Raw genomic sequence first — 26691 nt, forward strand, 5'->3', positions numbered from 1 at the left:
TCAGCGGAAGGGGGTCCTCCTGTGTCGCGGGCGGAACGGTGAGCAGAACATGCCCGGTCCCCGCCGCCCTTCTAGACTGATGCCATGCCTGCTCCCACCCCGTTCCTCTCCACGATCGACCTCCGTTCGCGCCAGCTCACCGCGGCCGAGCTCACTGCGGCGCTGCCGCGCGCAGAGCTGGACGTCGAGTCCGCGGTCGTGGCCGTGCGCCCGGTGGTCGAAGACGTCGCCGCCCGCGGCGCCGCTGCGGTGGGCGACGCCTCCGAGAAGTTCGACGGGGTGCGACCGGAGCATCTGCGGGTCCCGCAGGAAGAGCTCGTCCGAGCCCTCGCTGAGCTCGATCCGGAGATCCGCGCCGCCCTCGAGGACTCTGCGGCCCGGGTGCGCGCCGTCGACTCCGCGCAGTCCCGACCCGACGAGACGGTCGAGGTGGTGCCCGGAGGCACCGTGACCCAGCGCTGGGTGCCGGTGCGCCGAGTCGGGCTGTACGTGCCTGGCGGCCGGGCCGTGCTGCCCAGCTCCGTGGTGATGAATGTGGTGCCGGCACAGATCGCCGGCGTGGAGCAGATAGTGCTCGCCTCTCCGCCACAGAAGGAGTTCGGCGGGCTTCCGCACCCCACGATCCTGGCGGCCTGCGCGCTGCTGGGAGTCACCGAGGTGCTCGCTGTCGGCGGGGCCCAGGCGATCGCGCTGCTCGCCTACGGCGCCGAGGATCTGGGCGACGGTCGCGGCCTGGAGGCCGTGGACCTCGTGACCGGTCCCGGTAACGTCTACGTCGCCGCCGCCAAGCGCCTGGTGCGGGGACAGGTCGGGATCGACGCCGAGGCCGGGCCCACGGAGATCGCGATCCTCGCCGACGCCACCGCGGATCCCGCCTTCGTCGCTGCGGATCTCATCTCCCAGGCCGAGCACGACCCGCTCGCGGCGAGCGTACTGGTCACCGATTCCGTCGACCTGGCCGGCGCGGTCGAGGCCGAGCTCGCGATCCAGGTTCCCGCCGCCACGCATCAGGAGCGCATCGACGAGGCGCTGCGCGGGCAGCAGAGCGGAGTGGTGCTCGTCGACGACATCGCGCAGGGGCTGGCGGTGGTCGACGCCTACGGGGCCGAGCACCTCGAGATCCAGACTGCCGATGCCGCCGCAGTCGCAGCCCAAGTCACCAACGCGGGCGCGATCTTCGTCGGCTCCCACAGCCCGGTCAGCCTCGGCGACTATGCCGCTGGCTCCAACCACGTCCTGCCCACCGGCGGCACCTCACGCTTCACCGGTGGCCTGGGGGTGCAGACCTTCCTGCGCGGAATCCACGTGGTCCATTACGACCGCGGCGCCTTGCAGGGTGCCCGCGCTGCTGCCACCACGCTCGCCCGCGCGGAAGGGCTGCCGGCGCACGGAGCAGCGATCGACATCCGCTTCACGGACTGACGGCCCGCTTCACGGACTCACTCCAGGAGGGCTCAGGGCGCTGCGCGTCCTGTGGGACCTGCATGCTGCGCAGGGCTGTGCTCCCCACGCAGCCTGCGTTCTGGCAATGGCGTCAGGGTTTCTTGCCAACCCGAATGTAAGCGCATACAGTACGAGCCAGGCTGTAAGCGCTTCCATTCTTAGGGCTTCCCAGGGCGGCGCCGGACGCCACGGAACGGCATCGCCAGGACTCGACGACGAGCAGGAGATCACGATGATGGGAAACGGGGAGGCTCTGCCCGGGGCCACCATCTACCAGGTCGCCGAGCGCGCCGGAGTGTCGATCGCCACCGTGAGCCGCACCTTCGGGGACCCCTCCAAGGTCACGCAGCGCACCCGCGACAGCGTCGTCGCAGCGGCGCGAGAGCTGCGGTACATCCCGGCTGCTGCGGCTCGTGCCCTGGCCGTTCGCCGCAGCAGGGCCCTCGGTGTCGTGCTCCCGCACATCGCCGGCCCGTACTACGCGGAGCTCCTGGTCGGGTTCGAGGTCGCGGCCTCTGAGCATGGGCTCTCCGTGGTGCTCGTCCTCGCCAAGCCCGACGAGGACCGGACCGCAGCGGTGCTCGACCTGCTCGGCAGGGTCGACGGTGTCGCCTTCATGGCGCGCAGCGGCGCCCACGATGACGTCGTGCGGCAGGTCGCCGAGCTTCGTCCCACAGTGAGCGTCGCCCGAGGCGAGGTGAAGGGTGTCGATGCCTTCTACGCCGAGAACCGCAGCTCCGCCCGCATGCTCACCGAGCACCTCATCAGTCACGGACATCGACGCATCGGATTCGTGGGGCGCCCCGAGGAGGGCTCAGATATCGGGCGCCGGCAACGCGGTTACCTCGACGCTCTCGACGCCGCCGGGTTGTCCCCCGCGCAGCAGTTCCCGGTCGACCCGATCGAGTCTGCAGGGCTGGAGGTCGCCGAGCAGCTCCTTGCCGCGCAGCGGCGCCTCGCCGGCAGCCGCAGGGAAGACGGCGGTGAGCACGGTGCTGCGGAGCCGACCGCCGATGACCGCCACGTCGGAGATCCTGCCATGCGCGGCATCGGAGAACTCGATGCCCTCATGTGCGGCAACGACGAGCTCGCCCTCGCGATCATCGCCCGTCTCACCGCAGCAGGCCACGACGTCCCGGGCCAGCTGGCCGTCACCGGCTGGGACGACACCGTCACCGCCCGCTACCTGTCCCCGGGGCTGAGCACGGTGCGCCAGGACGTCGCCCAGCTCGGGGCACTCGCGGCTCGGCGGCTGGCGGCCCGGATCGACGGCGACCCGGCGCAGGATCCCGTCACCGTCGACTCCCACCTCGTGCTTCGGGAATCCTGCGGCTGCGCAGCCGAGGCCGACTCACTCGCTCCACGCTTCGCAGCCCTCACCGCCTGAGCCCCTTCGATCCGACAAGGACCGTCGGAGCCAACGCCCTCGGATCCAACGCCGTCGGAGCCACCGCCGTCGGAGCCACCGCCGTCGGATCCGGCATCACCTGACCCGTTCCACCCCACCACCGCATCATCGACGAAGGAGTCATCATGATCCCCACCCCACGTCTGTCCCGTCGTGCCTTCGCCGGCCTCGGCGCCGCCGGCACGCTTGCCGTGCTCGCCGCCTGCGGCCGCGCCGAGGACACAGGGGGCGGCGAAGTCGCCCCGGCCGAGCCGATCGCCGAAGGCGCCGCCACCGGCTCCCTCACCGTCTGGGCGATGGGCGCCGAGGGCGAGGCGCTGCCCGAGCTCCTCACGGGCTTCGAGGAGGAGAACCCCGACGTCACGGTCGAGGTGACTCCGCTGCCCTGGGACTCCGCCCACGACAAGTTCACCTCCGCGATCGCCGCCGGGACCGCCCCGGACGTCGCCCAGGTCGGCTCGACCTGGATGGCGGAGTTCGTGAGCCTGAACGCCCTGGAGCCCACCCCGGAGAGCATCGCCCTGGACGACTTCTTCCCCGGCGCCGTCGAGGGCATCACCGTCGCGGACACCGCCTACGGCGTCCCGTGGTACGTCGAGACCCGCCTGGTCTACTACCGCAAGGACATCGCCGAGGCGGCCGGCATCACCGAGCCGGCGACCGACTGGGACGGCCTGGTCGAGATGGCCAAGGCCATGCAGGGCCAGCCCGACGGGAAATGGGGCATCGCCCTGCAGCCCGGCGGGCCGGGATCCTGGCAGACCGTGCTGCCCCTGTGCTGGTCGAACGGCGGGGACGTCGTCTCCGAGGCGGGGGACGAGTTCACCTTCGAGAGTCCGGAGAACGAGGAGGCGCTGGCCTACTACCAGTCGTACTTCACCGACGGGATCGCCAACCCGGCTCCCGCTGAGGGCACCACCGAGCAGGACTTCGTCTCCGGTGCGGTCCCGATGTTCATCTCCGGCCCGTGGATGATGGCCGCGGTCGAGGCCGTCGGCGGCGAGGGCTTCGCGGACAAGTACGGCGTGTTCGTGATGCCTGTGAAGGAGACCAGCTCGAGCTTCCTGGGCGGCGCGAACCTGGGCGTCTTCCAGGGCACGGACAACCGCGACGCGGCGTGGAAGCTGGTGGAGTACCTCTCGCGGCCCGAGGTGCAGATCGAGTGGTTCGGGATCGTCGCCGCGATGCCGGGCCTCCAGAGCGCCTGGGAGGACGAGACCGTCACCTCGAACGAGAAGTTCGAGGCCTTCCACACCCAGCTGCAGACGGCCTTCGCCCCGCCGACCATCGCCACCTGGGAGCAGGTCGCCGCGAAGTTCGATGCCCAGATCGAGCAGGTCTGCAAGCAGGACCTCGCACCCGCCACCGCGCTGGAGACCACCCAGTCCGACGCGCAGAGCATCGGTACCGGGGCCTGAGATGACCGCCGCGTCGCTGACCGGCCCCGATCGCGGGTCGACCCCGAGCGCCGACGCCGGGCCCGTCCGGCGCCGTCGCGGCCGACGTGCCGCGGCGGAGGCGCGCGCCGGGATCCTTCTCTCGCTGCCCTTCGTGGTGCTGTTCACGGTGTTCATCGCCTGGCCCGTGCTGCAGTCGATGTTCATGTCCTTCACCGACATGCGCATCAGCGACATCCGTTCGCCGTTCGCGGTGAACTTCGTGGGCCTGGATAACTACCTCACCGCCTTCGAGGACCCCGTCTTCCGGCGGGCCGCGGTGAACACCGGCGTGTTCGTGCTGATCGGTGTGCCGCTGACCATCGTCGCCGGCCTCGCGGCGGCGCTCGCCCTGAACCAGGGGGTGCTGCGGCTGCGCGGCGTGTTCCGGATGGGCTTCTACACCCCGGTGGTCACCTCGATCGTGGCCGTCGCCGTGGTCTGGCGGTTCCTGCTGCGCCCCGAGAACGGGCTGGTGAACACCGTTCTCGGCTGGGTGGGGATCGACGGACCCAACTGGCTGGGCGACGAGCGCACCGCGCTGCTGTCCCTCATCGTGATGGCCGTCTGGCGCAACTTCGGCACCTCGATGGTGATCTTCCTGGCCGGCCTGCAGGCCGTGGACCGCGGGCTGCACGAGGCCGCCGCGCTCGACGGCGCCACCGCCTGGCAGCGTTTCGTGCACGTCACCCTGCCCGCGATCCGGCCGACGATGCTGTTCGTCATGGTCACCACCTCGATCGGCTACCTGCAGTTCTTCGAGGAGCCCTTCGTGATGACCCAGGGCGGGCCCCTGAACGCCACGATCTCGGCGTCGATGTACACCTACAACCAGTTCGGATTCGGCAACTACGGGGTCGCGGGCGCGATGGCCTACCTGACGTTCATCGTCATCGGCATCGTCACCCTCGCGCAGTTCCGCCTGATGAGGGAGAAGTGATGATCGATCGTCGCCGCCCCATCCTGACCTACATCGTCCTGACGGCTTTCCTCCTGCTGGTGATCACCCCCTTCCTGTGGATGATCCTGGGCAGTGTGAAGACCCAGGGGGAGCTGCTGCGGGTGCCTCCGACCTGGCTTCCCGAGGACCCCACGTGGGACAACTTCCGTCGGCTCTTCGAACGCCCCTTCGGCCGCTACTTCCAGAACTCCGCCGTGGTGGCGATCGCGGTCACCGCCGGGAACCTCTTCTTCTCCTCGATGTTCGGCTACGCGCTCGCGCACCTGCGCTTCCCGTTCAAGCGCGGGCTGTTCCTCCTGGTGATCGGCTGTCTGATGATCCCGGGACTGGTCACCTTCATCCCGCAGTACGTGCTGGTGGTGAACCTCGGGCTGGCCGACACCATCCCCGCCCTGATCCTGCCCTTCCTGGTGCAGCCCTTCAGCGTCTTCCTCATGCGCCAGTTCTTCCTCGGCCTGCCCCGTGAGCTGCTGGAGGCCGGGCGGATCGACGGCGTCGGCGAGATCGCGATCTTCTTCCGCATCTACCTGCCGCTGGCCGGGCCCGCCTTCGCCACCCTCGGCATCCTCACCTTCCTCGGCTCCTGGAACAACTTCCTGTGGCCCCTGGTCGTCTCCTCCAGCGAGTCGACCTACACCCTGCCCGTCGCGCTCGCCCTGATCTCGACCGGACAGAACCAGACGGACTACGGGCTGCTCCTGGCCGGGGCCACGCTCGTCGTCCTGCCGATCCTCGTCGTCTTCCTGTTCTTCCAGCGCTACTTCATCCAGGGCATCGCCACCAGCGGCATCAAGTGATCTGCGAGGTCCCGGCACCACCCAGCAGAAGAACCGGTCCGACGCCGTACCCATCGCCTCGAGGAGGCATCATGAACACCATCCCTCGCCGCACCCTGCTCACCGTCCCGCTGCTCGGAGCCGGCACTGTCCTCGGTGCCTCCGGCCCCGCCCTTGCCGCTCCCGCTCCCGCCCTCGCCGCTCCCACTCCGAAGCTCTCGGCTGCCGGCCTGTCGTCGGCCGGCGTCCCGGCCCTCGGCCGCGGCTCCGGAAGCGGGAGCACCGAGCGCATCCTGCGCCGCTGGGCGAAGGACACCTGGCGCTCCCTGGATGCGATGACCGTGCCCAGCACCGGGCTCGTCTCCGACAACATCGACGCGGATCTGCAGGGGCATTCGCGCCACACCTCGCCGACCAACATCGGCGGGTACCTGTGGTCCACGCTGCTGGCCCGCGAGCTGCGGCTGATCACGCCGGGCGAGGCTCGCAATCGGATCTCCCGCACGCTGGACTCGCTCGAGCAGATGGAGCACCACGAACCCTCCGGCATGTACTACAACTGGTACGACGAGACCGACGGCTCGGTGCTGCGCAGCTGGCCCGGCACCGGCGACCCCGTGGTCCCCTTCGTCTCCAGCGTGGACATGGGCTGGCTCGGCGCCGCCCTGCACGTGGTCGCCCAGGCCGACCCCTCGAACCGCCGCCGGGCCAGCCGACTGTTCGACGCGATGCGCTGGGACGTGTTCTTCGACCGTGATGTCGCCACGCAGCCCGGGCAGACCATCGGCGGCTTCTGGGTCGAGGACCCGAGCCGGGAGGGCACCGAGCTGCGGCCACTGTTCCACGACATCCCCGGGGCCGATGTCTGGTATCACGTCGAGCACCACTACGACACGGCCGTCTCCGAGGCCCGAATGGTCACCTACCTCGGGATCATGACCGAGCAGATCCCCACCGCCGCCTACTTCACGACCTTCCGCACCTTCCCGCCGGAGTGGACCTGGCCCGAGATGCCACCGGTCGGCGACTGGACCGAGCACGAGGGCGTGGCCGTCTTCGAGGGTGCGCACACCTACCGCGGCATGGAGATCGTGCCCGGCTGGGGAGGCTCCATGTTCGAGGAGCTGATGCCGGACCTGTTCGTGCCCGAGGCCGCCTGGGGCCCGGACAGCTGGGGGAAGAACCACCCGCTGCACGTGCGCGCCCAGCGCGAGCACGGCCTCGACGAGGCCGGCTACGGCTACTGGGGCTTCTCACCCAGCTCCGATCCGCACGGCGAGTACCGCGAGTACGGCGTCGACGCCCTGGGGCTGAACCCCGCGGGCTACTTCTCGGATGCGGCGGGCACCGACTGGCACTCGGGGGAGCCCTTCCCGCAGGGACTCGACGGCGTCGTCACCCCGCACGCCGCGGCACTCGCGATGCAGTACGAACGGGAGGAGGCGATCGAGAACCTCTCCCGGATCGAGACCGAGCTCGGTGCTTACGGGCCCGGCGGCTTTCACGACGCGGTCGCCGTCCGCTCGGGGGTCATCGCCCGCCGCCACCTCTCCCTGGACCAGTCGATGGTGCTCGGCGCGCTCGGCAACGTGCTGCTCGAGGAGCAGCTGCACCGCTGGTTCGGCACCGATGAGGTCGCCGCCCGCCTTCGTCCCGTCCTCGCACAGGAGACCTTCCGTGCCCACGGCTGATCGCGCCCTCCCGCACCTCGCCACCGCTCCCGACGGCGCCCGGTACCGCGACCTGAATCGCAACGGGGTGATGGACCCCTTCGAGGACTCCCGTCTTTCCCCGGAGGAGCGCACCGAGGATCTGCTGGGCCGCCTCTCCCTCGAGGAGAAGGTCGGTCTCATGTTCCACACCGTCATCGAGACGGGGCCGGACGGCACCCTCCTGGAGACCCCGGGGGCGATCTCGAAGTCGCCCACCTCGACGGTCGTGCGGGACAAGCACATGACCCACTTCAACGTGCATGGGCTGGAGGACGCCGGGGCCGCGGCCCGCTGGCACAACCGGCTCCAGGAGCTCGCGGAGAGCACTCCGCACGGCATCCCGGTGACGATCTCCACCGACCCCCGCCACGGCGGTGCCCAGAATGCGGGCACCTCCTGGGTGACGTCGTTCTTCTCCCTGTGGCCCGAACCCCTCGGGCTCGGCGCCCTCGGCGATCCGGAGCTGGTGCGCACCTGGGCGGAGACCGTGCGCCGGGAGTACACCGCCGTCGGGATCCGGGCGGCGCTGCACCCCGTCGCCGACCTCGCCACCGAGCCGCGCTGGGCGCGGCAGCGCGAGTGCTTCAGCCAGGACCCGCAGCTCGTGGCCCGCCTCGTCACCGCGGCACTCGAAGGGCTGCGCGGAACAGAGGGCGAGACCTCGGTGCAGTCCACGGTCAAGCACTTCCCCGGCGCCGGCCCGCAGAAGGACGGCGAGGACGCGCACTTCCCCTACGGCCGCGACCAGGTCTACCCCGGGGGTCGCTTCGAGGACCACCTGCTGCCCTTCCGCGAGGCCATCGCCGCGGGGGCCGACGCGATCATGCCCTACTACGGGCGGCCCATCGGCCTCGAGATCGACGGGCAGGAGATCGAATCCGTCGGCTTCGGCTTCAACCGGCAGGTGCTCACCGGCCTGCTGCGCGGCGAGCTCGGCTTCGACGGAGTGATCGTCAGCGACTGGGAGCTCGTGAACGACAACCACGTCGGGGACCAGGTGCTCCCAGCTCGCGCCTGGGGCGTCGAGGAGCTCACCCCCGCCCAGCGCCTGCAGCGGATCCTCGAGGCCGGAGCCGATCAGTTCGGCGGAGAAGAATGCACCCAGCTGCTCCTGGATCTGGTGCACGAGGGGCTGGTGGAGGAGGCGCGGGTGACCGCCTCGGCGCGCCGACTGCTGCGGGTGAAGTTCCGCCTCGGGCTGTTCGATGACCCCTATGTCGACGAGTCCGCGGCCGTCGCTCTCGTGGGCACCGAGGAGAGCCGCCGACGAGGGCACGAAGCGCAGGCACGCAGCGTCGTGGTCCTCCACGACGACGCTGACGTGCTGCCGCTGCGCACCACCCGCGGCATCACGAAGATCTATGCCGAAGGCCTGCCTGCCGAGGTTGTCGCCCGGCTGGGGGAGCCGGCGACCACCCCGGCCGAGGCCGACGTCGCGCTGCTGCGCATCGGTGCCCCGTTCCAGCCCCGCGACGACCTCTTCCTGGAATCGTGGTTCCACCAGGGCGACCTGGAGTTCCCGCCCGGGCTCGCGCACCGACTGGCCCGCATCCGTGCTGCGTGCCCGCTGATCCTCGATGTGGACCTCGACCGCGCGGCAGTGCTCACCGACATCGCGGGGGAGTGCGATGCCCTCACCGGCAGCTTCGGGGTCTCAGGGGCCGCCTGGGCGGATGCGATCACCGGCGTGATCCTCGCACGGGGCCGGCTCCCCATCGACCTTCCCCGTTCGATGGCCGCCGTGCGAGAGGCCCCCGAGGACGTCCCCGGCGGCACCTCCGACCCGCTGTACTCCTACGGGCATGGGCTCGACCTCGAGGTGGACGGCGACCAGACCGCCGGCAGTGCTTTCAGTTCTCGGAGGTGACTGCGGTCGGCTGCGGTGCGCGCTCGCGACGGGTGAGGTACATCGCCACCGCGCGCCAGCCGAGCATCAGCACACCGGTCACGATGGCGGTGACGATGATGAAGGACACCTCGGTGCCGGCGCTGAACAGCGTGCGCAGCGCCATGGTGGTGGCGAGCGTGATGGCCCACACGAACACCCCGTGCGGCCAGATCCGGAAGGGCGCGCGCCAGGCCCGGATCGCCAGGTGCCCCAGCAGCACGCCGACGGCGAATGGCCAGCCCACCAAGAACAGATTCTGCGTGGTCAGCGGCGTGCCGTGCTGCACGAAGCCGATCGCGACGAAGAGAAGGACGACCAGCAGGTCGCCGACCAGGGCACCCAGGGAACGGAACATGATTCCAGGGTACTGACGCACCCTGGAGCCGCCCGCAGTCAGCCACCCATCTGTGAAGGGCGCCACCTCGCCGTCCATGCTGCCGCGCGCGCAGAACCACGCTCCCACCGTGGAACGCCTCAGCGAGCGGACGGCACCGTCGGCAGCAGCCGGTGCGAACTACCATGGAGGCCATGTCCGTGAACCCTGCTCCGACCTTCGACAGCTCTGTGCTGCCCGCTCCGCGGGACGGCATCGCGGGAGCCGCGCCCTACGGCGCCCCCCAGCTCGAGGTCGAGCATGCGCTGAACGTCAACGAGAACCCCTACGGCCCCTCCCCGGAGCTCGCTGCAGCGATCGGTCGGGCCGCCGCTGAAGCCGCCGTCGGCCTGAACCGCTACCCGGATCGGGAGGCGCTCGCCCTCCGCACCGACCTCGGCGCGTACCTCGCCGCAGAATCCGGGATCCCCGCACCCGACGCCCACGCCGTCTGGGCCGCCAACGGCTCGAACGAGATCATGCACCAGCTGCTGCTGGCCTACGGCGGGCCGGGCCGCACCGCGCTGGGCTTCACCCCGCACTACTCGATGTACCCCGAGTACGCGCGAGACACCTACACCGCCTGGGTCACCGCCGAGCGCGGCCCCGCACCCGACTTCACCCTCACCGCGGAGGCGGTCACTGCGGCGATCGCCGCACACCGGCCCAGCATCGTGGTGCTCACCAGCCCCAACAACCCCACCGGCACCGCGCTCGAACTCGATGTCGTGGAGGCGGCCGCAACGGCGCTCGCGGCGACCCTGGGGCTGCTGGTGGTCGACGAGGCCTATGGGGAGTTCCGCCGCGACGGTGTTCCCAGCGCGCTCACGCTGCTGCAGAAGCACCGGAATCTGGTGGTGGCCCGGACCATGTCCAAGGCGTTCGCGCTCGCCGGTGCCCGGCTCGGCTATCTCATCGCCGACCCGGCGATCGTGGACACCGTGCGCGTGGTGCGCCTGCCCTATCACCTCTCCGCCGTCACCCAGGCGGTCGCCCGCACCGCGCTCGCCCATCGCGAGGAGCTGCTGGGCAAGGTCGCCCTGCTGCGCACCGAGCGGGACGCGCTCGCCGAGCACCTGGTGGCGCGCGGACATGAGGTCGCGCCGTCCGACGCGAACTTCATCCTGTTCCGCAGCTTCACCGACCGTGACACCGTGTTCGAGGCGCTCCTCGCCCGCGGAGTCCTCATCCGAGCCGTCGGCCCTGCCGGCTGGCTGCGCGTGTCGATCGGCACGCCCGAGAACAACGCCGCATTCCGTACCGCCCTCGAGGAGGCCGACCCCCGATGACCACCACCCCCAGCATGAACAGCGCTGCCAGCGCCACCCCCGCGTCCAGCGCCGCTGCCCGACCGTCCCGCACCGCGACCCTCAGCCGCACCACCCGCGAGTCCTCGATCGAGCTGACCCTCGACATCGACGGCACCGGCCAGGTCGACGTCTCCACCACGGTGCCCTTCTTCGACCACATGCTCACGGCGCTCGCCACCCACGCCCGCTTCGACCTCACGGTCAAGGCGACCGGTGACGTCCACATCGACGCCCACCACACCGTGGAGGACACCGCGATCGTGCTCGGCCAGGCGCTGCGCGAGGCGCTCGGTGACAAGAGGGGCATCGCCCGCTTCGGTGACGCCCTGGTCCCGCTGGACGAGTCCCTCGCCCAGGCTGTCGTGGACCTCTCCGGCCGGCCCTACTGCGTGCACTCGGGAGAGAGCGAGGGCCAGGCCACGCACCTCATCGGGGGTCACTTCACCGGCTCGCTGACCCGTCACGTCTTCGAGTCCCTGGCCCACCATGCCGCGATCTGCCTGCACATCCGGCTGATCGAGGGGCGCGACCCCCACCACATCGTCGAGGCTCAGTTCAAGGCCCTCGCCCGAGCGCTGCGCGCCGCATGCGCCTATGACGACCGTGTGCTGGACGTCCCCTCGACCAAGGGAGCACTGTGATGAGCACCGTCGATCCTGAGGATCCGCGCCAGGACGGCCCCGGCGAGCAGCCGGAGGGCTCCGGCCGTCCCGCTGATGACATCGACGCGGAGTTCGCGCGTCTCATGGAGGGCATCTCCCTCGAGGATGACGCTCCGCTGACCGTCGAGGACGTGCTCACCGACACCGCCGGGGAGGACGAGGTGCCCAGCGTCGCGGTGGTCGCGACCTCCGTCGCCTCCGCGAAGGCGCTGGCCGGCGTGGTCCGGCTGGGCCGGGAGGCGCGCACCGACGGGATCGACATCCCCGTCGGGACCCGCACCCATGACAGCAGCACCGGCGCGATCGCGATCGGCCCGCTCGCCGAGGCGGCCGCCCACGATCTCGCCGCGATCGCCTCGACCGCCCTGCAGCGCAACGGGATCGTGCTGTTCTGGCGGCGCGGCGACCGCATGACCGCGACCCGGTACAAGAACGGTGAGCGCGGCGAGGACATCTCGCCTGCGATCGTGCTCGGCGCGGTCGACGATCTCGTCGAGGAGCTGCTGCTGGGCGCCACTGCCCTCGAGGAGCTGGGAGAGGGGCTGGACCCCTCTGCGTTGAACCGCTCCGAGGCGCTCGCCTGGATCGCCTCCGGGAAGAAGCGCAAGTGACGGCCGAAGCCACTCCCGCAGCCGGCCCCGCGCCCGCGGCCGATGGGCCCACGTCCCCCGAGGATGCGGCTCCCGTGCCTGCAGCCCACGTGGTGGTCCTGGACCACGGGTCCGGCAACGTGCGCTCCGTGGTCCGTGCACTCGAGGCCGCCGGGGCCGACGTCGAGCTCACCGCAGACCGTGAGCGCGCCCTCCGCGCGGACGGGCTGGTCGTCCCCGGGGTCGGCGCCTTCGCCGCCACCCTCGAGCAGATCAAGGCAGTGGGCGGAGACCGCATCATCGAGCGGCGCCTCGCAGGCGGGCGCCCCGTGCTGGGCATCTGCGTGGGCCTCCAGGTGATGTTCGAGACCGGCGCGGAGCACGGCGAACGCACTCGCGGCCTCGGGCAGTGGCCGGGAGAGGTGACGCGCCTGGAAGCGGCGGTCGTGCCCCACATGGGCTGGAACACCGTCGACGCCGCCGAGGGCTCCCGTCTCTTCGAGGGCATCGCCGAGGAGCGTTTCTACTTCGTGCATTCCTATGCCGCGCGCCGCTGGGAGATGGAGCAGATCGGCGCGCTCGCCGCACCGAAGGTGAGCTGGTCCGAGCACGGGGGAGACCGCTTCATCGCGGCGGTCGAGAACGGCGCCCTCACCGCCACCCAGTTCCACCCCGAGAAGTCCGGCGAGGCCGGAGCGAGGCTGCTGGCCAACTGGCTGAGCGCCCTGCCCCGCCCCCCGAGGGAGACAGCCTCATGATGCTCGCGTTCCTGACGCTGTTCGCCGGGGGGATGCTGCTCGGCGGTGCCTGGTCGTTCTACCGTTCGAAGAAGCCCTGGTGGGCGAGCGTCGGCCTGCTGCTGCTCGGGCTGATCTGCTTCGGCATCTCGATCTGGCGGATCCAGACCGGCTGAGCCCAGCCCGCTTACCGTCGCAGGCATCGTCGCGACGCACTACATCCAGACCCCACACCACGCCGGGCCTTCGCCCGCACCCGTTGCCAGGAGGCACCCCATGACCGCTCCCGTGCTCGAGCTGCTCCCCGCCGTCGACGTCCAGGGCGGCCAGGCCGTCCGACTCGTCCAGGGCGAGGCAGGAACCGAGACCGCCTATGGCGCCCCGCTGGATGCGGCGCTGTCCTTCCAGGAGGGCGGCGCGAGCTGGTTGCACCTGGTGGATCTCGACGCCGCCTTCGGCCGCGGCTCCAATGCCGCGCTGCTCGCCGAGGTGGTCGCGGCTGTCGATATGAACGTCGAGCTCTCCGGCGGGATCCGTGATGACGAGTCGCTCGCCGCAGCGCTCGCCACCGGCTGCCGCCGCGTCAACCTCGGCACTGCCGCACTCGAGAACCCGGAGTGGACCGCGGAGATCCTCGCGGAGCACGGCGACCGCATCGCCGTCGGCCTCGACGTGCGCGGCACCACCCTGGCAGCACGCGGCTGGACCCGCGACGGCGGCGACCTCTGGGAGACCCTCGAGCGGCTCGACGAGGCCGGCTGCCAGCGCTACGTCGTCACTGACGTCACCAAGGACGGCACCCTGCGCGGACCGAACCTCGAGCTGCTGGCCGAGGTGTGCTCGCGCACCGAGGCGAAGGTCGTGGCCTCCGGCGGGATCTCCTCCCTCGATGACCTGCGCGCCCTGCGTGAACTGGTCTCCTCAGGGGTCGAAGGCGCGATCGTCGGCAAGGCCCTGTATGCACAGGCGTTCACGATGGGCGAGGCGCTCGACGTCGCGGGCCGCCCATGAGCCCGGCGCAGGAGCACGATCATCCTGCCGCTCCGGCCGGGTCCTCGGCAGGGCCTCCGGCCGGAGGTCAGGCAGGAGCTGATGACCGCACCGAGCAGGTCCACCGGACCCTGCCGTCCCACTTCCGCGAGAAGTCCCCGCTGACAGACACCGCCGGGATCTCCTGGGAGGGGCGGGACTACACGCTCAGCCCGTTTCCCGCCGATGACGGCAGCGCACCCGCTGCCGTCGCTGCGGCCCTCGCCGCGCATCGAGCAGGGCAGGACCCTCACCGCCAGCAGCTGGCCTCCGCCCTCGCGACCTCCCGGGTGCTGGTGCCGATCATGGCGGTCGCCACCGAGACCGGGACCACCGCCCACGGGCTCACCGGCGACAACGGCGCCGATATGGCGATGGTCTCGATCACGGCCCCCGACGGCACGACGGTGCTGCCGCTGTTCACCTCGGTAGCGGCCCTCACCGCCTGGCGCGCAGACGCCCGGCCGGTACCGGTCATCGCCCCTCAGGCCGCGCAGGCAGCGGTCCAGGAGGGCTGCACAGGCCTCCTCATCGACCCCGCTGCCTCCGCTGCAGAGGGTGGACCGGTGCTGCTGCCGCGCTCAGTGCTGTGGGCGCTGGCTCAGGGGAGGCAGTGGATCCCTCCGCACCAGGATCCAGAGCTGGCCGAGGTGCTGGACCGGGTCGCTGCGGAGTCCTCTGCCGAGGTGCTGACGCTCTCTGCGCGGGCCGGGGAGCGGGCTGAGGTGGATCTCCAGCTCCGGCTGCGCCCCGGCCTCACCGCGCCCGAGGTGCGGCGGACGGTCGACGAGGTGACCGCGCGTCTCGGTGCCGAGCAGCTGGTCGCCGATCGGATCAGCTCGCTCCGCCTCGTCCTCGGCTCCTGACCCCTGCAGCTCCCGGCTGCGCTGACGCTGCTGGGAGCCCTGTGCACACCGAGGCCCGGAGGCCCGGCTCACGAGGAGCAGGAGGGAGCGTTCGCGGTCAGGAGACGCGGCCGGTGTACTTCTCGCCCGGTGCCTTGCCGGGCTCGTCGGGGAAGGGGAGCGCCTCGGCGAAGGCCAGCTGCAGCGAGCGCAGGCCATCGCGCAGCGAACGGGCATGCTCGTTGCCGATCTCCGGGGCTGCAGCGGTCACGAGACCGGCCAGTGCATTGATCAGCTTCCGGGCCTCGTCGAGGTCCTGGTACTGACCGGTCGCCTCGTCCTCCGCGAGCCCGACCTTCACCGCCGCAGCGCTGAGCAGGTGCACGCAGGCGGAGGTGATGATCTCCACCGCCGCCACATCGGCGATATCGCGGAGCTCCTCACCGCCCAGGACGGGGGCTTCGGCATGATCGGCATGATCTGCGTGTCCGGTGTGGCTGGAGTGGTCGTGGTGCTGGTGGTCGTTCACGTCTGCAGAGATCCTTCGTGGTCGAGGGTTCGCGCCCGGAGCGGGCGCGCGGGATGGTGGGTGAGCTCGCGGCGGGGGAGGGATGGTGCTCAGCTACCCCAGCGGCAGGGTCCCAGTCTCTGTCATGTTGCTGAAACTGAAATGCAGGCCCGTCGGCTGGGTGCCGATCGGAACGTCGTAGACCTTGTGGAAGGTGACGGTGCTGCCGGGGTCGACCATTCCAAGTGGTCTGCTGTCGTCCGCCTCGAAGGTGATGCCCGCATCGGAGTCGGGAGCATAGGTCTGGCCATCAGCGGCCTCGAGCTCCAGCTGGTCCCCGATATCCAGACTCTGGTCACGCGGGTTGTCGACCTCGAAGATCACGACGATGTACTCACCCTCGGGCTCCATGGCCGATCCCGGAGAGCCGACCTTGCGCACCCCGACCTCGGTGCTCACCTCAGTGATGGTCGCCTCGCCGATCTGTACCTGTCCAGGACCGGTCGGCTCGGGTGCCGTCCCCGTCGAGGGGGCCGAGGAACCGCCCGCCGGTGCGGCGGGCGAGAGCGTCCGGACGGCGAGCACCCCGCCACCGACGACGACCGCGAGCAGCAGGACAGCGATCACCGAGATTCCCGCGATGAGCACCCCGCGACGGCTCTTCCCCGCCGGGGCGGGCTCCTGCGGTGCAGCGGGCCGACGGTTGGGCCTGGCCGGCCGTGGCGGTGGGGTGGGAAAGCCCTCCGGGACCGGGCGGAGCACTGCACGCGGCGCCGTGCGCAGAGCAGTCACCGGGCGGATGCCGGTTGCGGGGACCTGGCCGGTCCTGGAAGAGGACTCGGGGCCGGCAGAAGAGGTCTCCGCGCCGGTGGAGAGGGCATCCTCCCCGGATGATGCCGCCGCAGGAGAGGCCGCAGAGGGCACATCGCCCTCGGGAGACCCGGAGTCAGCTGCGCGAGCACCGCCGGTCCCCGCGGGATCCAGCGGCGTCTGCCCGTAGCCGTAGTCATGAGACTCTGGAGACTCAGGGGAGGGTGTGTCAGGGTCGGGACGACCGGCGAGGTCGTCCCCGCCGGACGCATCGCGATCGGTCTCCACCAGCACTCCTCGTTGTCGCAGCATGCGGGCGCGACGCACATCACCTGGACTGCGGCCCCACTCCTGCTAGGATAGACGATTGGAACAGGTCGAGACCCTCGTCATTCGTTCCTTCAAGTGGAGTCCCTTCCCACCTCGTGGCGATCTGCCCGTGCGCCTTCCGGCCGCGAGCGCACAGCTGCTGGGTCAGTATCGCAGCCGGGCAGCAATGCCCGGACCGCGCTGTTGCGCGTGCACCTGGGGCCTCCGCATGATATTTGCGGGGGCTTTCGTCGTCTTCCGACTCGAATCAAGGTGAGGAGCCAACATCAGCGAACAGCGCATCAATGGTCAGATCAGGGTCCCCAAGGTCCTCCTGGTCGGACCCGCCGGCGAGCAGGTCGGTGAGGTCCGTGTCGAGGACGCCCTGCGTCTTGCCCAGGAATCAGGACTCGATCTCGTCGAGGTCGCGCCCGGTGCGAATCCGCCGGTTGCGCGTCTGATGGATTACGGCAAGTACAAGTACGAAGCCAACCTGAAGGCCCGTGAGTCGCGCAAGAACCAGGCGAATACGGTCCAGAAGGAAATCCGTATGGGCCTGAAGATCGACATCCACGACTACGAGACCAAGCGCCGCAATGTTGAGAAGTTCCTTGACGGTGGCGACAAGGTCAAGGTCATCATCCGCTTCCGTGGTCGTGAGCAGTCCCGTCCCGAGAGGGGCGTCAAGCTTCTCGGTCGTATGGCCGAGGACGTCGCCGAGTACGGCTTCGTCGAGTCGCACCCGCGGCAGGACGGCCGCAACATGGTGATGGTCTTCGGGCCTCACAAGAAGAAGGCCCAGGCCATGGCCGAGGCCCGCAAGCGCAAGACCGATGCGGAGAAGGCTGCAGCCCGGAGTGAGGACGAGAAGTCCGCGCCCACGGCTGAGGCTGAGCCTAGCGTCGAGTCCTGAGAAACGTCACAAGGAGAACAGGCAGATGCCGAAGAACAAGACCCACTCGGGTACCAAGAAGCGCGTCCGCGTCACCGGCTCGGGCAAGCTCATGCGCGAGAAGGCGGGCGCTCGCCACCTGCTGGAGCACAAGTCCTCCACCCGCAAGCGCCGTCTCGGCAGCGACACCTCTGTCGCCAAGTCCGATGTCAAGCGTATGAAGAAGCTGCTGGGCCGCTGATCGCCCACGTGGGAGCACAGCTCCCGCGCCCCTGAATTTTCGATCGAAGGAGTATCACGTGGCACGCGTGAAGCGGGCGGTAAACGCCCATAAGAAGCGTAGGGAAATCCTTGAGCAGGCCAGCGGCTACGTCGGCCAGCGCTCGCGTCTGTACCGCAAGGCGAAGGAGCAGGTGCTGCACTCGCAGACCTACAACTTCCGCGACCGCAAGAAGCGTCAGGGCAACTTCCGTCAGCTCTGGATCCAGCGCATCAACGCTGCATCCCGCGCCAACGGCATGACCTACAACCGCCTCATCCAGGGCCTCGGCCTGGCTGGCGTCGAGGTCGACCGTCGCATGCTTGCAGAGCTCGCCGTCCACGACGCCCCGGCATTCGCCGCTCTGGTCGAGGTCGCGAAGAACGCCCTCCCCGAGGACGTCAACGCCCCGGCAGCCTGACATCGCGGCATTCTCTGCGATGAACGAGCGCCCGGATCAGTCTCCGCTCACCTCTCCCCGCTCCGAGCGGGTGAAGAAGGTAGCGGCACTGGCCGGGCGCTCTGCACGTCGTAAACAGGGCAGGTTCCGGATCGAGGGACCCCAGTCGGTCCGCTCGCTGCTGACGCACCGTCCCGAGCTGGCGCACGAAGTGTTCCTCACCGAGCGCGCAGCAGCTGACCACCCCGAGCTGGTCGAGCTGGCTCGCGCCGCCGCCGTCCCCGTGCGCACCGTGGACGAGCAGATCCTGCGCGCCCTGGTCCGCGAACCCGCAGTCACCGGCTCAGCGGGAGAGAGGGCCGACGGCACCTCCCGTGGGGTCACCTCTTCGCAGGAAGCAGCCTCCTCGCAGGGTGCTCTGGTGTCACCGCAGGGCGTCGTCGCCGTCGGTGCCCTGCCCGCCGAGGATTCGTCGGCCGCCGCCGACGCCGTGAACGGGCTGCCGGCCGACGGCCCCGTCACCGTCGTCGTGCTCCACGAGGTGCGCGATCCCGGAAACGTCGGCACCCTGATCCGCACCGCGGACGCCGCCGGCGCCGACCTCGTGGTGCTGACCCGCACCAGCGCCGACCCCTACTCGCCGAAGGCCGTGCGCGCCGCCGTCGGCAGCCTGTTCCATCTCCCCGTGCTCACCGGCGCCGCGGTCGAGGATGTGCTCGCCCAGCTCGCCGCGACCTCCATCACCGCCGCCGCCACCAGCGGATACGCCGACTCCGAACTCTTCACCGTCGAGCTGCCCGCGCGGATCGCCTGGATCCTCGGCAACGAGGCGCGCGGACTGGATGAGGCCACCCTCGCCGCTGCCCCGCTGACCGTGCGGATTCCCCTGGCCGGGCACGCAGAATCGCTCAACGTCCACACCGCCGCGACCGTCTGCCTCTTCGAGACGCTCCGGCGCCGACAGGCAGGGGCATGAACGCCGTCTCCCAGCGCGCCGGCGTCCTCGCCCTCCCGCTCCTCCTGCTCCTCACCGTCGCCGCCGCCCTGGCGGGCATGGCCGCCACCGGGGCCCTCGCCCCCGCCGAACTGGTCCCGGCGTCCCCGCTGGTCACCTGGGGGCTACCGGCGGTGCGCGCCCTGCACCACCTGGGCCTGCTGCTCGCGATCGGCGCCGGCGGGACCGCCGTGCTGCTGCTGCCGGGGCCCGGTCGCCGCGAAGTGACCACCCTGGATCCGCTGCGCCGCCGCACCGTACGCCTCGGCGCCGCAGGAGCGCTGCTGTGGGCGGCCGCCTCGCTCGCCCTGATCCCGCTGGTCGGGCTCGAGGCGACAGGCGCGGGCACCGACCTCAACGTCTGGGACGTGGCGCTCGGGGGCGAGCTGGGCCGGATCCAGCTGACCATCACCGTCTTCGCGGCGCTGTCCGCACTGGCCTACGCGATCGCACGGTCCACGGTGATGGCCTGCTGGGGGCTCGCCTTCGCCGGGATCGGCGCCGCCGCCCTGGGCCTCGCCGGGCATGCCGGCTCCAGCCTCGACCATGTCAATGCCGTCAACGCCATGTCCGTGCACCTGGTGGCGGTCAGCGTCTGGGCCGGTGGGCTGCTGGTCCTCTTCCTGCTCAGCGCGCGCATGGACGCGTCGCAGATGACCACGGCGATCCGTCGCTTCTCCCCCTGGGCTCTGGCGGCCGTCGCAGCCCTCGCGCTCAGCGGGCTGATCAGCGCGTGGATCCGGATGTCCCACTGGTCGGAGCTGCTCACCACCGGCTACGGCCGGGTGGTGCTGTTCAAGGCGGCAGGGCTGCTCGCCCTCGCCATTCTCGGCGCGCTGCAGAGGCGACGGCTGGGGGAGCGGATCCGTTTCCGTCACCTCGTCATGACTGAGGGTGTGGTGATGGCGGCGGTGATCGGTGCGTCGATCGCCCTGGGCCGCTCCGCCCCGCCGGTCCCGCAGGAGATCCCCGCTGTGGGGGAGCTGCGGGTGCTGTCTCTGGTGGGCTACCTTCCGCCGGAGCGAGAGTTCGGACCCAGCGCCCTGTTCACCGTGTTCCAGCCCGACTGGATCGCCCTCGCTCTGGCCGTGACGTTGGCCGGCCTGTATCTCATCGGAGTGGTGCGGCTGACCCGTCGAGGTGACGTGTGGCCGTGGATCCGCACGGCCTGCTTCCTCGCCGGCTGCCTCGCCTTCGCCTGGGTCATGAACGGCGGCGCCGCCGCCTGGGGCAAGTTCCGCTTCGACGCGCACATGATCCAGCACATGGCGATGATGATGATCGTGCCACCGCTGTGGGCGCTCGGCGGCCCGGTCACGCTGCTGTCCCGCGCGGTCGCGCCGCGCACCGACGGCTCGCGAGGGGTGCGCGAATGGGTGCTGGCCGCACTGCATTCCGGCTATTCCCGGCTGGTCTCCTCCCCGCCGGTGGCCGGGTTCATCTTCGTGGGCTCGCTGGTCATCTTCTACTTCTCGCCGCTGTTCGAGCTGGCCATGGAGCACCACGTCGGGCATCTGCTGATGACGGTGCACTTCCTCGCCTCCGGCTACCTGTTCGCCTGGGTGCTGATCGGGATCGACCCCTCGCAGAAGCCGATCAACCCGGTGCTGAAGCTGATCACCCTGCTGGTCACCCTCGCCTTCCATGCCTTCTTCGGGGTGGCCATGGTCTCGGCGACCTGGCTGGTGGCGGAGGGCTGGTACTCGCAGCTGGGGATGTACTCGCCGGACCGGCTCGAGCTGATCCAGGTGCGCGGCGGGACGATCATGTGGGCGATCTCCGAGGTCCCGACCGTCGGCTACGCGATCATCGTCGCGGCGATGTGGATGAAGTCCGACGACCGCCGAGCACGCCAGTACGACCGCAAGGCGGAGCGCGACGGCGGCGCGGAGCTCGCGGCGTACAACGCGTACCTGGCGGGCCTGCAGGGCGGACGCATGCCCGGCGCGACTGGCGGGGACGCCGTGGAGATATCGCAGGCCGAGGAAGGGGCAGGAGCCTCGGCCTCCGAGCACGTGGCCCGCCCTGTGGAAGATCAGTAGATGACCGCTCTTCCCTGAGCGCGGTATGCTGACCTGATGGAACACGCTGCCTGCGGGGGAGCGCCAGTGTGGAACCCACCCGCCGACGCCGCGAGCGACACCTCGCGGCGCATCAGCTCACGGTGACCTGACCTATGGCTCGGTTTCCAGTTGACGTCGCTAGTCGATGGTCTTCATGGAAGGCTCTTCGCATGCCTCGCCCGTACCCTCCCGAGTTCCGTGCCCGTGCCATCGCTCTGGTCCGCGAGGGCCGCCAGGTCAAGCAGACCGCACTGGACCTGGGCATCCACGAGGTCACCCTCCACAACTGGCTGCGACAGGACGATATCGACCTCGGCCGCCGGCCGGGACTAAGCAGTCAGGAATCTGCCGAGCTCCGCGCGGCGCGCGGCCGTGTCCGCCAGCTCGAGCAGGAGATCGCGATCCTCCGCCGGGCCGCGACGTGGCTCGACGAGGAGGGAGGAGTTGCCCCAAAAGGGCGCACCCGGTGATCGACCGACTCGTCGACGCCGGGGCACCCACAAGCACCTGCTGCCGCCTACTGGGCGTCTCCCGTCAGGGCTACTACCGGTACCGAAAGCGCCCGACCAGTGCCACTGAGCTGCGCCGCCGCTGGCTGACCGGCCTGATCCGGGAGATCCACGTCGCCTCCCGCGGCACCTACGGCTACCGCCGCATCCACGCCGAGCTCACCATCGGAATGAACATTCCGTGTTCCAGCCGGCTCATCTCCGTCCTCATGACTCGCGCCGGAATCGGTGGCCTTCCAGGCCCAGCCAGAATCAAGCGACTCAAGGGGGTAGCCACAGCGGACGACCTGGTCAACCGCAAGTTCCACCGTCTCGCGCTGAACGAGCTGTGGGTCACGGACATCACCGAGCATCCCACCCGGGAGGGCAAGATCTACTGCGCCGCCGTGCTGGATGCTTGCAGCCGCAAGATCATCGGCTGGGCTATCGACTCCAAACAGGACTCCACCCTGGTCGTGAACGCTCTGGACATGGCAATCCGTGCACGTCAGCCAGGGCCCGGAGGGATCGTTCATGCGGATCACGGAGTCCAGTTCACCTCCTGGGTCTTCACTCAGAAGATCCGTTCAGCGGGACTGCTGCCGTCGTTCGGGACCGTCGGCGATGGCCTCGACAATGCGATGATGGAGTCGTTCTGGTCGACGATGCAGATCGAGCTGCTGAACCGGAAGAAGTGGAAGACGCGCATCGAGCTCGCGAACGCGATCTTCGAGTACATCGAGGTGTTCTACAACCGTCGTCGCCGGCACTCCTCCCTCGAGTACGCGACACCCCACGACTACGACCTCGCCCGCACCCCGCGGGCACTCACCACCATCGGAAGCTAGCGACCAAGAGTGGAAACCTAACCGTAGGGCAGGTCAAGATGTCACCTATCCGCGCGGCAGTCCCGAATCGGGCTGAAGGTCCTGACCGGCCAGGGAGCTGCGATCGACACCACCACAGCCTCCGGCAAGCTCGTGTTCGGCATCTTCGCCGCCTTGGCAGAGTTCGAACGAGAACTGATCTCCGAGCGCACCACCGCCGGGCTGTCCGCCGCACGCGCCCGCGGCCGCACCGGCGGGCGACCGTTCAAGATGACCCCCGCCAAGCTTCGCCTCGCAATGGCCTCCATGGGCAAGCCCGACACTCACGTCGGGAACCTCTGTGCCGAGCTCGGCGTGAGCCGCCAGACCCTCTACCGCCATGTCTCGCCGGCCGGGGAGCTCCGAGCGGATGGCAAGAAAGTTCTCGCTCGACGGTAGGGGGCGCCGAGCCCGGATGGCCCTCCCGCGATGCTCGCTTGGTAGCAGGCATTGATGCGCACCGTGTCCGTATTCATTCGACTTGCGGGACGCCAACCCGGCTTGCCATCGCTCGTCAGCGCTCATCCTGAAGGCTCTCAGGGCGCTCTTTCGGCAGCGGAACTCCCGTCGTCTGGAAATTTCCTCTGCCGATGATCTAGGGTGGGCTCAGAGTGTATTCGCCCCGCCAGGAGTAACGCTTTCGGTAGCCAGACTGCTTCTCTCATGCTCTAAACAGAAGCTTGCGAGATCTCCCGTCAGCCCTCTTAAGGATAACGATGTCCACAGTGAAGAAAAGCCGCCTCCTCGTCGCAATATCGAGTCTTGCAATCTTCTCGTTAATGATCGCAACTCCGGCGCAAGCAGACGCCTCAGATGGCTTCGATGACGCCGCCAATGCGGCCGAGGCAGAGGCGCTTTCCGCTCCTGCGGAGGACTTTCTCGACTTCGGCGACACGCTTAGTGTCGAAACCCAGGGGATCACCAGCAGATCAACGGGCTACAAAGGGATAGTCTGCACTGGCCAACTTGATACCACCCACTATTCAAAGGGGGCGGGGGGAGCCATTTACAAGGTAAAGGTCAAGTGCAATGGGACCGGCCTCGATCGTGTCAACGTTCGCGTCCGCAGTATCCTCTCGTTCACGCCGCACGCGCAGGGGTCACCCAAGAAACGTGCTCAGGCAGACCAAATACGAACCGTCACTGTAGGGTCACCTTCACCGATGGTCTACTATGTCCCGATGTCAGGTAACGCCGGATTGGGCAATGGGTACTGGGTAAAGACTACTACCATGCAAATCACGTCACCTGGTCACGGCACCGTCGGCTCCAAGACTGTTTCGGAGAAGAAGAACATTGTTCGCAGGTGACATCTCTAGCGTGGACGAGCGAGACATGTCTACTTTTGTCTTCCCAAGGTACAGGGCGGTCGCTCTAACTCAGATTGCGAACGAAAGCTACACAGCTAGTGACGCTTGGGATCTGGACGCAGACAACGTTGAGTCCGCGCTCAGCTGGTGCATCGAGAAGAGAAAAGACCTCGCCTCAGAGCCGCATCGCCTTGAGCTCTACGCCCTCGTGGCGGCAGCTTTGTTCCCTTCAAGCGCCAGCGGAATTGGACAGGACGATAAGGTCGCCATCCTCTTGCGGGCATGGAATTGGCGGGTCGTCGTCACAGAGGGTCCCGGCGGCCAGGTTGAGCGGATAGTGGTCGCCGCCTGACAGCTCGCGCTCCATGAAGTCAACGGTCGAACGGCCTCGCCCCCACGCTTCATAGCCGGTGCGAGGCCGTTCGACCGTTGAGCACCGCAAGAAGACGCCTGGGTGCTGCCGACGAAGGTGGTCCGTCCCCGGTTTAGTGGACACGTAGGTTATCTGCCGATAAGCCGGGGGTGGCCCAGACGACTGAAAGTTCCACTAGGGCAACCTCAAATGAAGCATGGCTCGACCAGTGCAGGAGAGTTCGCCCATCCGTGCAGTCGGCTTCGGAAGCTGACAGGAGCATCGGCCACGCGCAGCGGCGGCGATCATCGAAGGATGATCGCCGCCGCGTCGTGCTCAGAGGGGCTGGCTCAGAGCCAGTCGCCCTGCGCGGCGCGCTTCTCGGCGCCGATGGTGGTGTCGGGCCCGTGGCCGGTGTGGACCACCGTGTCCTCGGGCAGCGCGAACAGGCGCTCGCGGACTGACTCCTCGATCGTCTCCCGCGAGGAGAAGGAGCGCCCGGTGGCACCCGGACCGCCCTGGAACAGGGTGTCGCCGGAGAACACGGCGCCCAGCTCCTCGGAGTAGTAGCAGGTCGAGCCGGGGGAGTGGCCCGGGGTGTGGAGCGCTTCGAGGTTCACCCCAGCGATCGTGAACATGTCACCGTCTTCGACCTCGTCGTCCCAGGGCAGGTCGCCGTGGGTGAGCTGCCAGATCTCACGGTCGGCGGGGTTCAGCAGGATCGGAGCCTCGAGCGCCTCGGACAGCTCTGGGGCCATGCGGACGTGGTCGTCATGGGCGTGGGTGAGCAGGATGCCCACGCACTCCCGGTTGCCGACCAGGTCGAGCACGGTGTCGACGTCGTGCGGGGCATCGAAGACCACGCACTGTTCGTCGTCGCCCAGCACCCAGACGTTGTTGTCCACCTGGTGGGTCTCGCCGTCGAGGCTGAAGGTGCCGGAGGTGACGGCGTGTGCAAGGCGGGCGGTCATCGTGCCACCTCCACCACGGTGCGCAGGCTGTTGCCGTCGTGGAGCGCATCCAGCGCGCCGTCGACTCCGGCGAGGTCCGTGCGGCCCGTGACGAAGCGATCCAGCGGCAGTCGGCCCTGAAGGTAGAGGTCGATCAGATACGGGAAGTCCCGTTCGGGGAGGCAATCCCCGTACCAGGAGGACTTCAGCGCCCCGCCGCGACCGAACACGTCCGCCATCGGCAAGGTGATCTCCACGCCCGGGCGCGGCACGCCCACCAGCACCACGCGGCCGGCGAGGTCGCGGGCGTAGAAGGCGGTCTCGTAGGTCTGCGGGATGCCCACGGCGTCCACGACCACGTCCGCGCCGAAGCCGCCGGTAAGCTCCCGCACCTTCTCGGCGATCTGCTCGGGGGAGAGGCCCTTGGTGAGCACGGTGTGGGTGGCGCCCAGGTCCTTCGCGGCGGCGAGCTTCTTCTCGTCGACGTCCAGGCCGATGATGGTGGTGGCACCGGCGAGCTCCGCCCCGGCGAGCGCCGCACAGCCCACGCCGCCCAGGCCGATCACGGCGAGGGACTCGCCGCGCTGCACGGCACCGGTGTTGATCGCGGCGCCGATGCCCGCCATCACGCCGCAACCCAGCAGTCCGGCGACCTCAGCGGGGGCGTCCTCGGAGACCTTCGTGCACTGGCCCTCGTGGACCAGGGTCTTCTCCGAGAAGGAGCCGATGCCCAGCGCCGCGGTCAGCTCGGTGCCGTCGGTGAGGGTCATGGGCTTGGAGGCGTTGAAAGTGTCGAAGCAGTACTGCGGCACGCCCTTCTTGCAGGCGCGGCACTGCCCGCACACGGCGCGCCAGTTCAGCACCACGTAGTCGCCGATCTCCACGTGGGTGACGTTCTCGCCGATCACGGAGACGCGGCCTGCGGACTCATGTCCCAGCAGGAAGGGGAACTCGTCGTTGATCCCGCCGTCGCGGTAGGCGAGGTCGGTATGGCATACGCCGGTCGCCTCGATGTCGACGACGACGTCGTTCGGCCCAGGGTCGGGGATGACGATGTCGAGCAGCTCAGCGGGCTGCTTCTCACTGCGGGCGACGACGCCCTTCACGGTCCAGGTCACAGAGTCCTCCTCGGAGACGATGATGCTGCGGCCAGCCTACGAGAGTCGCCTGAGTGCCGTGGACCGCATGGGCTGGGGGTGTTGTGACACGGTCGCAGAGCGGCATCCGATGTGCGCCCTGTCCGCGCCTCCTAGAATGGTCTGCGGTGCCCGCGCCGCAGTTCCCGCACAGTGGCGCCCGTGCCCTCCTGCCCCCGGACGA

28 protein-coding genes are annotated in these 26691 nt (G+C 69.4%); 23 read left to right on the plus strand and 5 right to left on the minus strand.

Going from position 1 to position 26691, the window contains the following annotated elements:
* Positions 1-84: 84 nt before the first annotated feature.
* From hisD to ABD893_RS07420, 7 genes are all read left to right on the plus strand, one after another.
* Positions 85-1422 carry a histidinol dehydrogenase gene (gene hisD / locus ABD893_RS07390; protein WP_345077610.1) on the plus strand — a complete coding sequence of 446 codons (1338 nt, stop codon included), beginning with the start codon at positions 85-87 and terminating at the stop codon, positions 1420-1422.
* Between the two features lie 253 nt (positions 1423-1675).
* The gene (locus tag ABD893_RS07395) at positions 1676-2830 is read left to right on the plus strand and encodes a LacI family DNA-binding transcriptional regulator (RefSeq protein WP_345077612.1); all 1155 of its coding nucleotides are present in this window, start codon (positions 1676-1678) and stop codon (positions 2828-2830) included.
* 146 nt (positions 2831-2976) lie between these two features.
* Positions 2977-4269, plus strand: coding sequence for a sugar ABC transporter substrate-binding protein (locus ABD893_RS07400; protein WP_345077615.1), 1293 nt, complete (start codon positions 2977-2979; stop codon positions 4267-4269).
* 1 nt (position 4270) lies between these two features.
* Positions 4271-5227, plus strand: coding sequence for a carbohydrate ABC transporter permease (locus ABD893_RS07405; RefSeq protein WP_345077618.1), 957 nt, complete (start codon positions 4271-4273; stop codon positions 5225-5227).
* Positions 5227-6045 carry a carbohydrate ABC transporter permease gene (locus ABD893_RS07410; protein ID WP_345077621.1) on the plus strand — a complete coding sequence of 273 codons (819 nt, stop codon included), beginning with the start codon at positions 5227-5229 and terminating at the stop codon, positions 6043-6045. Before ABD893_RS07405 ends, ABD893_RS07410 begins: the two co-directional genes overlap by 1 nt.
* A 71-nt stretch (positions 6046-6116) precedes the next feature.
* Positions 6117-7715, plus strand: a complete 1599-nt coding sequence (locus ABD893_RS07415) for a glucoamylase family protein (protein ID WP_345077624.1) — start codon at positions 6117-6119, stop codon at positions 7713-7715.
* A complete protein-coding gene (locus ABD893_RS07420) occupies positions 7702-9603 on the plus strand; it encodes a glycoside hydrolase family 3 protein (protein WP_345077627.1) in 1902 nt (633 codons plus the stop codon). Before ABD893_RS07415 ends, ABD893_RS07420 begins: the two co-directional genes overlap by 14 nt.
* Here the strand turns inward: ABD893_RS07420 and ABD893_RS07425 are convergent.
* Positions 9587-9979 carry a DUF3054 domain-containing protein gene (locus ABD893_RS07425; RefSeq protein WP_345077630.1) on the minus strand — a complete coding sequence of 131 codons (393 nt, stop codon included), beginning with the start codon at positions 9977-9979 and terminating at the stop codon, positions 9587-9589. The genes ABD893_RS07420 and ABD893_RS07425 overlap by 17 nt on opposite strands.
* A 173-nt stretch (positions 9980-10152) precedes the next feature.
* On the opposite strand from ABD893_RS07425, the gene ABD893_RS07430 reads away from it, so the two are divergent.
* From ABD893_RS07430 to ABD893_RS07460, 7 genes are all read left to right on the plus strand, one after another.
* Positions 10153-11286 carry a histidinol-phosphate transaminase gene (locus ABD893_RS07430; protein WP_345077633.1) on the plus strand — a complete coding sequence of 378 codons (1134 nt, stop codon included), beginning with the start codon at positions 10153-10155 and terminating at the stop codon, positions 11284-11286.
* A 14-nt stretch (positions 11287-11300) separates the two neighbouring features.
* Positions 11301-11948 carry an imidazoleglycerol-phosphate dehydratase HisB gene (hisB, locus tag ABD893_RS07435; protein WP_345077763.1) on the plus strand — a complete coding sequence of 216 codons (648 nt, stop codon included), beginning with the start codon at positions 11301-11303 and terminating at the stop codon, positions 11946-11948.
* Positions 11948-12580 carry a hypothetical protein gene (locus ABD893_RS07440; RefSeq protein ID WP_345077636.1) on the plus strand — a complete coding sequence of 211 codons (633 nt, stop codon included), beginning with the start codon at positions 11948-11950 and terminating at the stop codon, positions 12578-12580. The genes hisB and ABD893_RS07440 overlap by 1 nt, the downstream gene beginning before the upstream one ends.
* A 74-nt stretch (positions 12581-12654) precedes the next feature.
* Entirely contained in the window at positions 12655-13317 is a 663-nt protein-coding gene (gene hisH / locus ABD893_RS07445; RefSeq protein ID WP_345077639.1) for an imidazole glycerol phosphate synthase subunit HisH, read from the plus strand.
* Positions 13314-13472, plus strand: a complete 159-nt coding sequence (locus ABD893_RS07450; RefSeq protein WP_345077641.1) for a hypothetical protein — start codon at positions 13314-13316, stop codon at positions 13470-13472. Before hisH ends, ABD893_RS07450 begins: the two co-directional genes overlap by 4 nt.
* A gap of 100 nt (positions 13473-13572) precedes the next feature.
* Complete coding sequence (gene priA, locus ABD893_RS07455) at positions 13573-14307, plus strand: bifunctional 1-(5-phosphoribosyl)-5-((5-phosphoribosylamino)methylideneamino)imidazole-4-carboxamide isomerase/phosphoribosylanthranilate isomerase PriA (protein ID WP_345077643.1); 735 nt, start codon at positions 13573-13575, stop codon at positions 14305-14307.
* Complete coding sequence (locus ABD893_RS07460) at positions 14304-15191, plus strand: SseB family protein (RefSeq protein ID WP_345077646.1); 888 nt, start codon at positions 14304-14306, stop codon at positions 15189-15191. The genes priA and ABD893_RS07460 overlap by 4 nt, the downstream gene beginning before the upstream one ends.
* 97 nt (positions 15192-15288) lie before the next feature.
* Here the strand turns inward: ABD893_RS07460 and ABD893_RS07465 are convergent, their stop codons facing one another.
* Both ABD893_RS07465 and ABD893_RS07470 read right to left on the minus strand, forming a co-directional pair.
* The gene (locus tag ABD893_RS07465; protein WP_345077766.1) at positions 15289-15621 is read right to left on the minus strand and encodes a DUF1844 domain-containing protein; all 333 of its coding nucleotides are present in this window, start codon (positions 15619-15621) and stop codon (positions 15289-15291) included.
* Between the two features lie 171 nt (positions 15622-15792).
* Positions 15793-16776, minus strand: coding sequence for a DUF4352 domain-containing protein (locus tag ABD893_RS07470; protein WP_345077649.1), 984 nt, complete (start codon positions 16774-16776; stop codon positions 15793-15795).
* A gap of 355 nt (positions 16777-17131) precedes the next feature.
* On the opposite strand from ABD893_RS07470, the gene infC reads away from it, so the two are divergent.
* From infC to ABD893_RS07515, 9 genes are all read left to right on the plus strand, one after another.
* Positions 17132-17710, plus strand: a complete 579-nt coding sequence (gene infC, locus ABD893_RS07475) for a translation initiation factor IF-3 (protein ID WP_345077769.1) — start codon at positions 17132-17134, stop codon at positions 17708-17710.
* 25 nt (positions 17711-17735) lie between these two features.
* A complete protein-coding gene (rpmI, locus tag ABD893_RS07480) occupies positions 17736-17930 on the plus strand; it encodes a 50S ribosomal protein L35 (protein WP_345077652.1) in 195 nt (64 codons plus the stop codon).
* Positions 17931-17988: 58 nt separating this feature from the next.
* Entirely contained in the window at positions 17989-18369 is a 381-nt protein-coding gene (gene rplT / locus ABD893_RS07485; RefSeq protein WP_345077655.1) for a 50S ribosomal protein L20, read from the plus strand.
* Positions 18370-18388: 19 nt separating this feature from the next.
* On the plus strand, positions 18389-19324 hold the full coding sequence (locus tag ABD893_RS07490; protein ID WP_345077658.1) for a TrmH family RNA methyltransferase: 936 nt from the start codon (positions 18389-18391) through the stop codon (positions 19322-19324).
* Positions 19321-21384, plus strand: a complete 2064-nt coding sequence (locus tag ABD893_RS07495) for a bifunctional copper resistance protein CopD/cytochrome c oxidase assembly protein (protein ID WP_345077661.1) — start codon at positions 19321-19323, stop codon at positions 21382-21384. Before ABD893_RS07490 ends, ABD893_RS07495 begins: the two co-directional genes overlap by 4 nt.
* A gap of 191 nt (positions 21385-21575) precedes the next feature.
* A protein-coding gene (locus ABD893_RS07500; protein WP_101557321.1) for an IS3-like element ISAar24 family transposase occupies positions 21576-22741 on the plus strand; the annotation gives its coding sequence in 2 pieces (ribosomal slippage) (positions 21576-21852 and positions 21852-22741; 1167 coding nt in all).
* A 66-nt stretch (positions 22742-22807) separates the two neighbouring features.
* On the plus strand, positions 22808-23158 hold the full coding sequence (locus ABD893_RS07505; protein WP_425548359.1) for a recombinase family protein: 351 nt from the start codon (positions 22808-22810) through the stop codon (positions 23156-23158).
* Between the two features lie 317 nt (positions 23159-23475).
* Positions 23476-24069: a hypothetical protein gene (locus ABD893_RS07510; protein WP_345077667.1), complete on the plus strand. Its 594-nt coding sequence runs from the start codon at positions 23476-23478 to the stop codon at positions 24067-24069.
* 10 nt (positions 24070-24079) lie between these two features.
* The gene (locus tag ABD893_RS07515) at positions 24080-24421 is read left to right on the plus strand and encodes a hypothetical protein (protein WP_147271534.1); all 342 of its coding nucleotides are present in this window, start codon (positions 24080-24082) and stop codon (positions 24419-24421) included.
* Positions 24422-24771: 350 nt separating this feature from the next.
* On the opposite strand, the gene ABD893_RS07520 is transcribed toward ABD893_RS07515, so the two are convergent.
* Entirely contained in the window at positions 24772-25392 is a 621-nt protein-coding gene (locus tag ABD893_RS07520; protein ID WP_299306297.1) for an MBL fold metallo-hydrolase, read from the minus strand.
* On the minus strand, positions 25389-26489 hold the full coding sequence (locus ABD893_RS07525) for an S-(hydroxymethyl)mycothiol dehydrogenase (protein ID WP_345077677.1): 1101 nt from the start codon (positions 26487-26489) through the stop codon (positions 25389-25391). The genes ABD893_RS07520 and ABD893_RS07525 overlap by 4 nt, the downstream gene beginning before the upstream one ends.
* Positions 26490-26691: the final 202 nt, after the last annotated feature.

The sequence above is a fragment of the Brachybacterium paraconglomeratum genome (assembly GCF_039541415.1).
GTDB lineage: Bacteria > Actinomycetota > Actinomycetes > Actinomycetales > Dermabacteraceae > Brachybacterium > Brachybacterium paraconglomeratum_A.

Coding starts and splice junctions, on each gene's coding strand:
- ABD893_RS07395 (WP_345077612.1), top strand. CDS start 1,676: ATGATGGGAAACGGGGAGGCTCTGCCCGGGGCCACCATCTACCAGGTC.
- ABD893_RS07405 (WP_345077618.1), top strand. CDS start 4,271: ATGACCGCCGCGTCGCTGACCGGCCCCGATCGCGGGTCGACCCCGAGC.
- ABD893_RS07415 (WP_345077624.1), top strand. CDS start 6,117: ATGAACACCATCCCTCGCCGCACCCTGCTCACCGTCCCGCTGCTCGGA.
- ABD893_RS07490 (WP_345077658.1), top strand. CDS start 18,389: ATGAACGAGCGCCCGGATCAGTCTCCGCTCACCTCTCCCCGCTCCGAG.
- hisB (WP_345077763.1), top strand. CDS start 11,301: ATGAACAGCGCTGCCAGCGCCACCCCCGCGTCCAGCGCCGCTGCCCGA.
- ABD893_RS07510 (WP_345077667.1), top strand. CDS start 23,476: ATGTCCACAGTGAAGAAAAGCCGCCTCCTCGTCGCAATATCGAGTCTT.
- ABD893_RS07430 (WP_345077633.1), top strand. CDS start 10,153: ATGTCCGTGAACCCTGCTCCGACCTTCGACAGCTCTGTGCTGCCCGCT.
- ABD893_RS07495 (WP_345077661.1), top strand. CDS start 19,321: ATGAACGCCGTCTCCCAGCGCGCCGGCGTCCTCGCCCTCCCGCTCCTC.
- ABD893_RS07410 (WP_345077621.1), top strand. CDS start 5,227: ATGATCGATCGTCGCCGCCCCATCCTGACCTACATCGTCCTGACGGCT.
- ABD893_RS07400 (WP_345077615.1), top strand. CDS start 2,977: ATGATCCCCACCCCACGTCTGTCCCGTCGTGCCTTCGCCGGCCTCGGC.
- hisD (WP_345077610.1), top strand. CDS start 85: ATGCCTGCTCCCACCCCGTTCCTCTCCACGATCGACCTCCGTTCGCGC.
- ABD893_RS07520 (WP_299306297.1), bottom strand. CDS start 25,392: ATGACCGCCCGCCTTGCACACGCCGTCACCTCCGGCACCTTCAGCCTC.
- ABD893_RS07450 (WP_345077641.1), top strand. CDS start 13,314: ATGATGCTCGCGTTCCTGACGCTGTTCGCCGGGGGGATGCTGCTCGGC.
- ABD893_RS07440 (WP_345077636.1), top strand. CDS start 11,948: ATGAGCACCGTCGATCCTGAGGATCCGCGCCAGGACGGCCCCGGCGAG.
- priA (WP_345077643.1), top strand. CDS start 13,573: ATGACCGCTCCCGTGCTCGAGCTGCTCCCCGCCGTCGACGTCCAGGGC.
- ABD893_RS07460 (WP_345077646.1), top strand. CDS start 14,304: ATGAGCCCGGCGCAGGAGCACGATCATCCTGCCGCTCCGGCCGGGTCC.
- rpmI (WP_345077652.1), top strand. CDS start 17,736: ATGCCGAAGAACAAGACCCACTCGGGTACCAAGAAGCGCGTCCGCGTC.
- ABD893_RS07425 (WP_345077630.1), bottom strand. CDS start 9,979: ATGTTCCGTTCCCTGGGTGCCCTGGTCGGCGACCTGCTGGTCGTCCTT.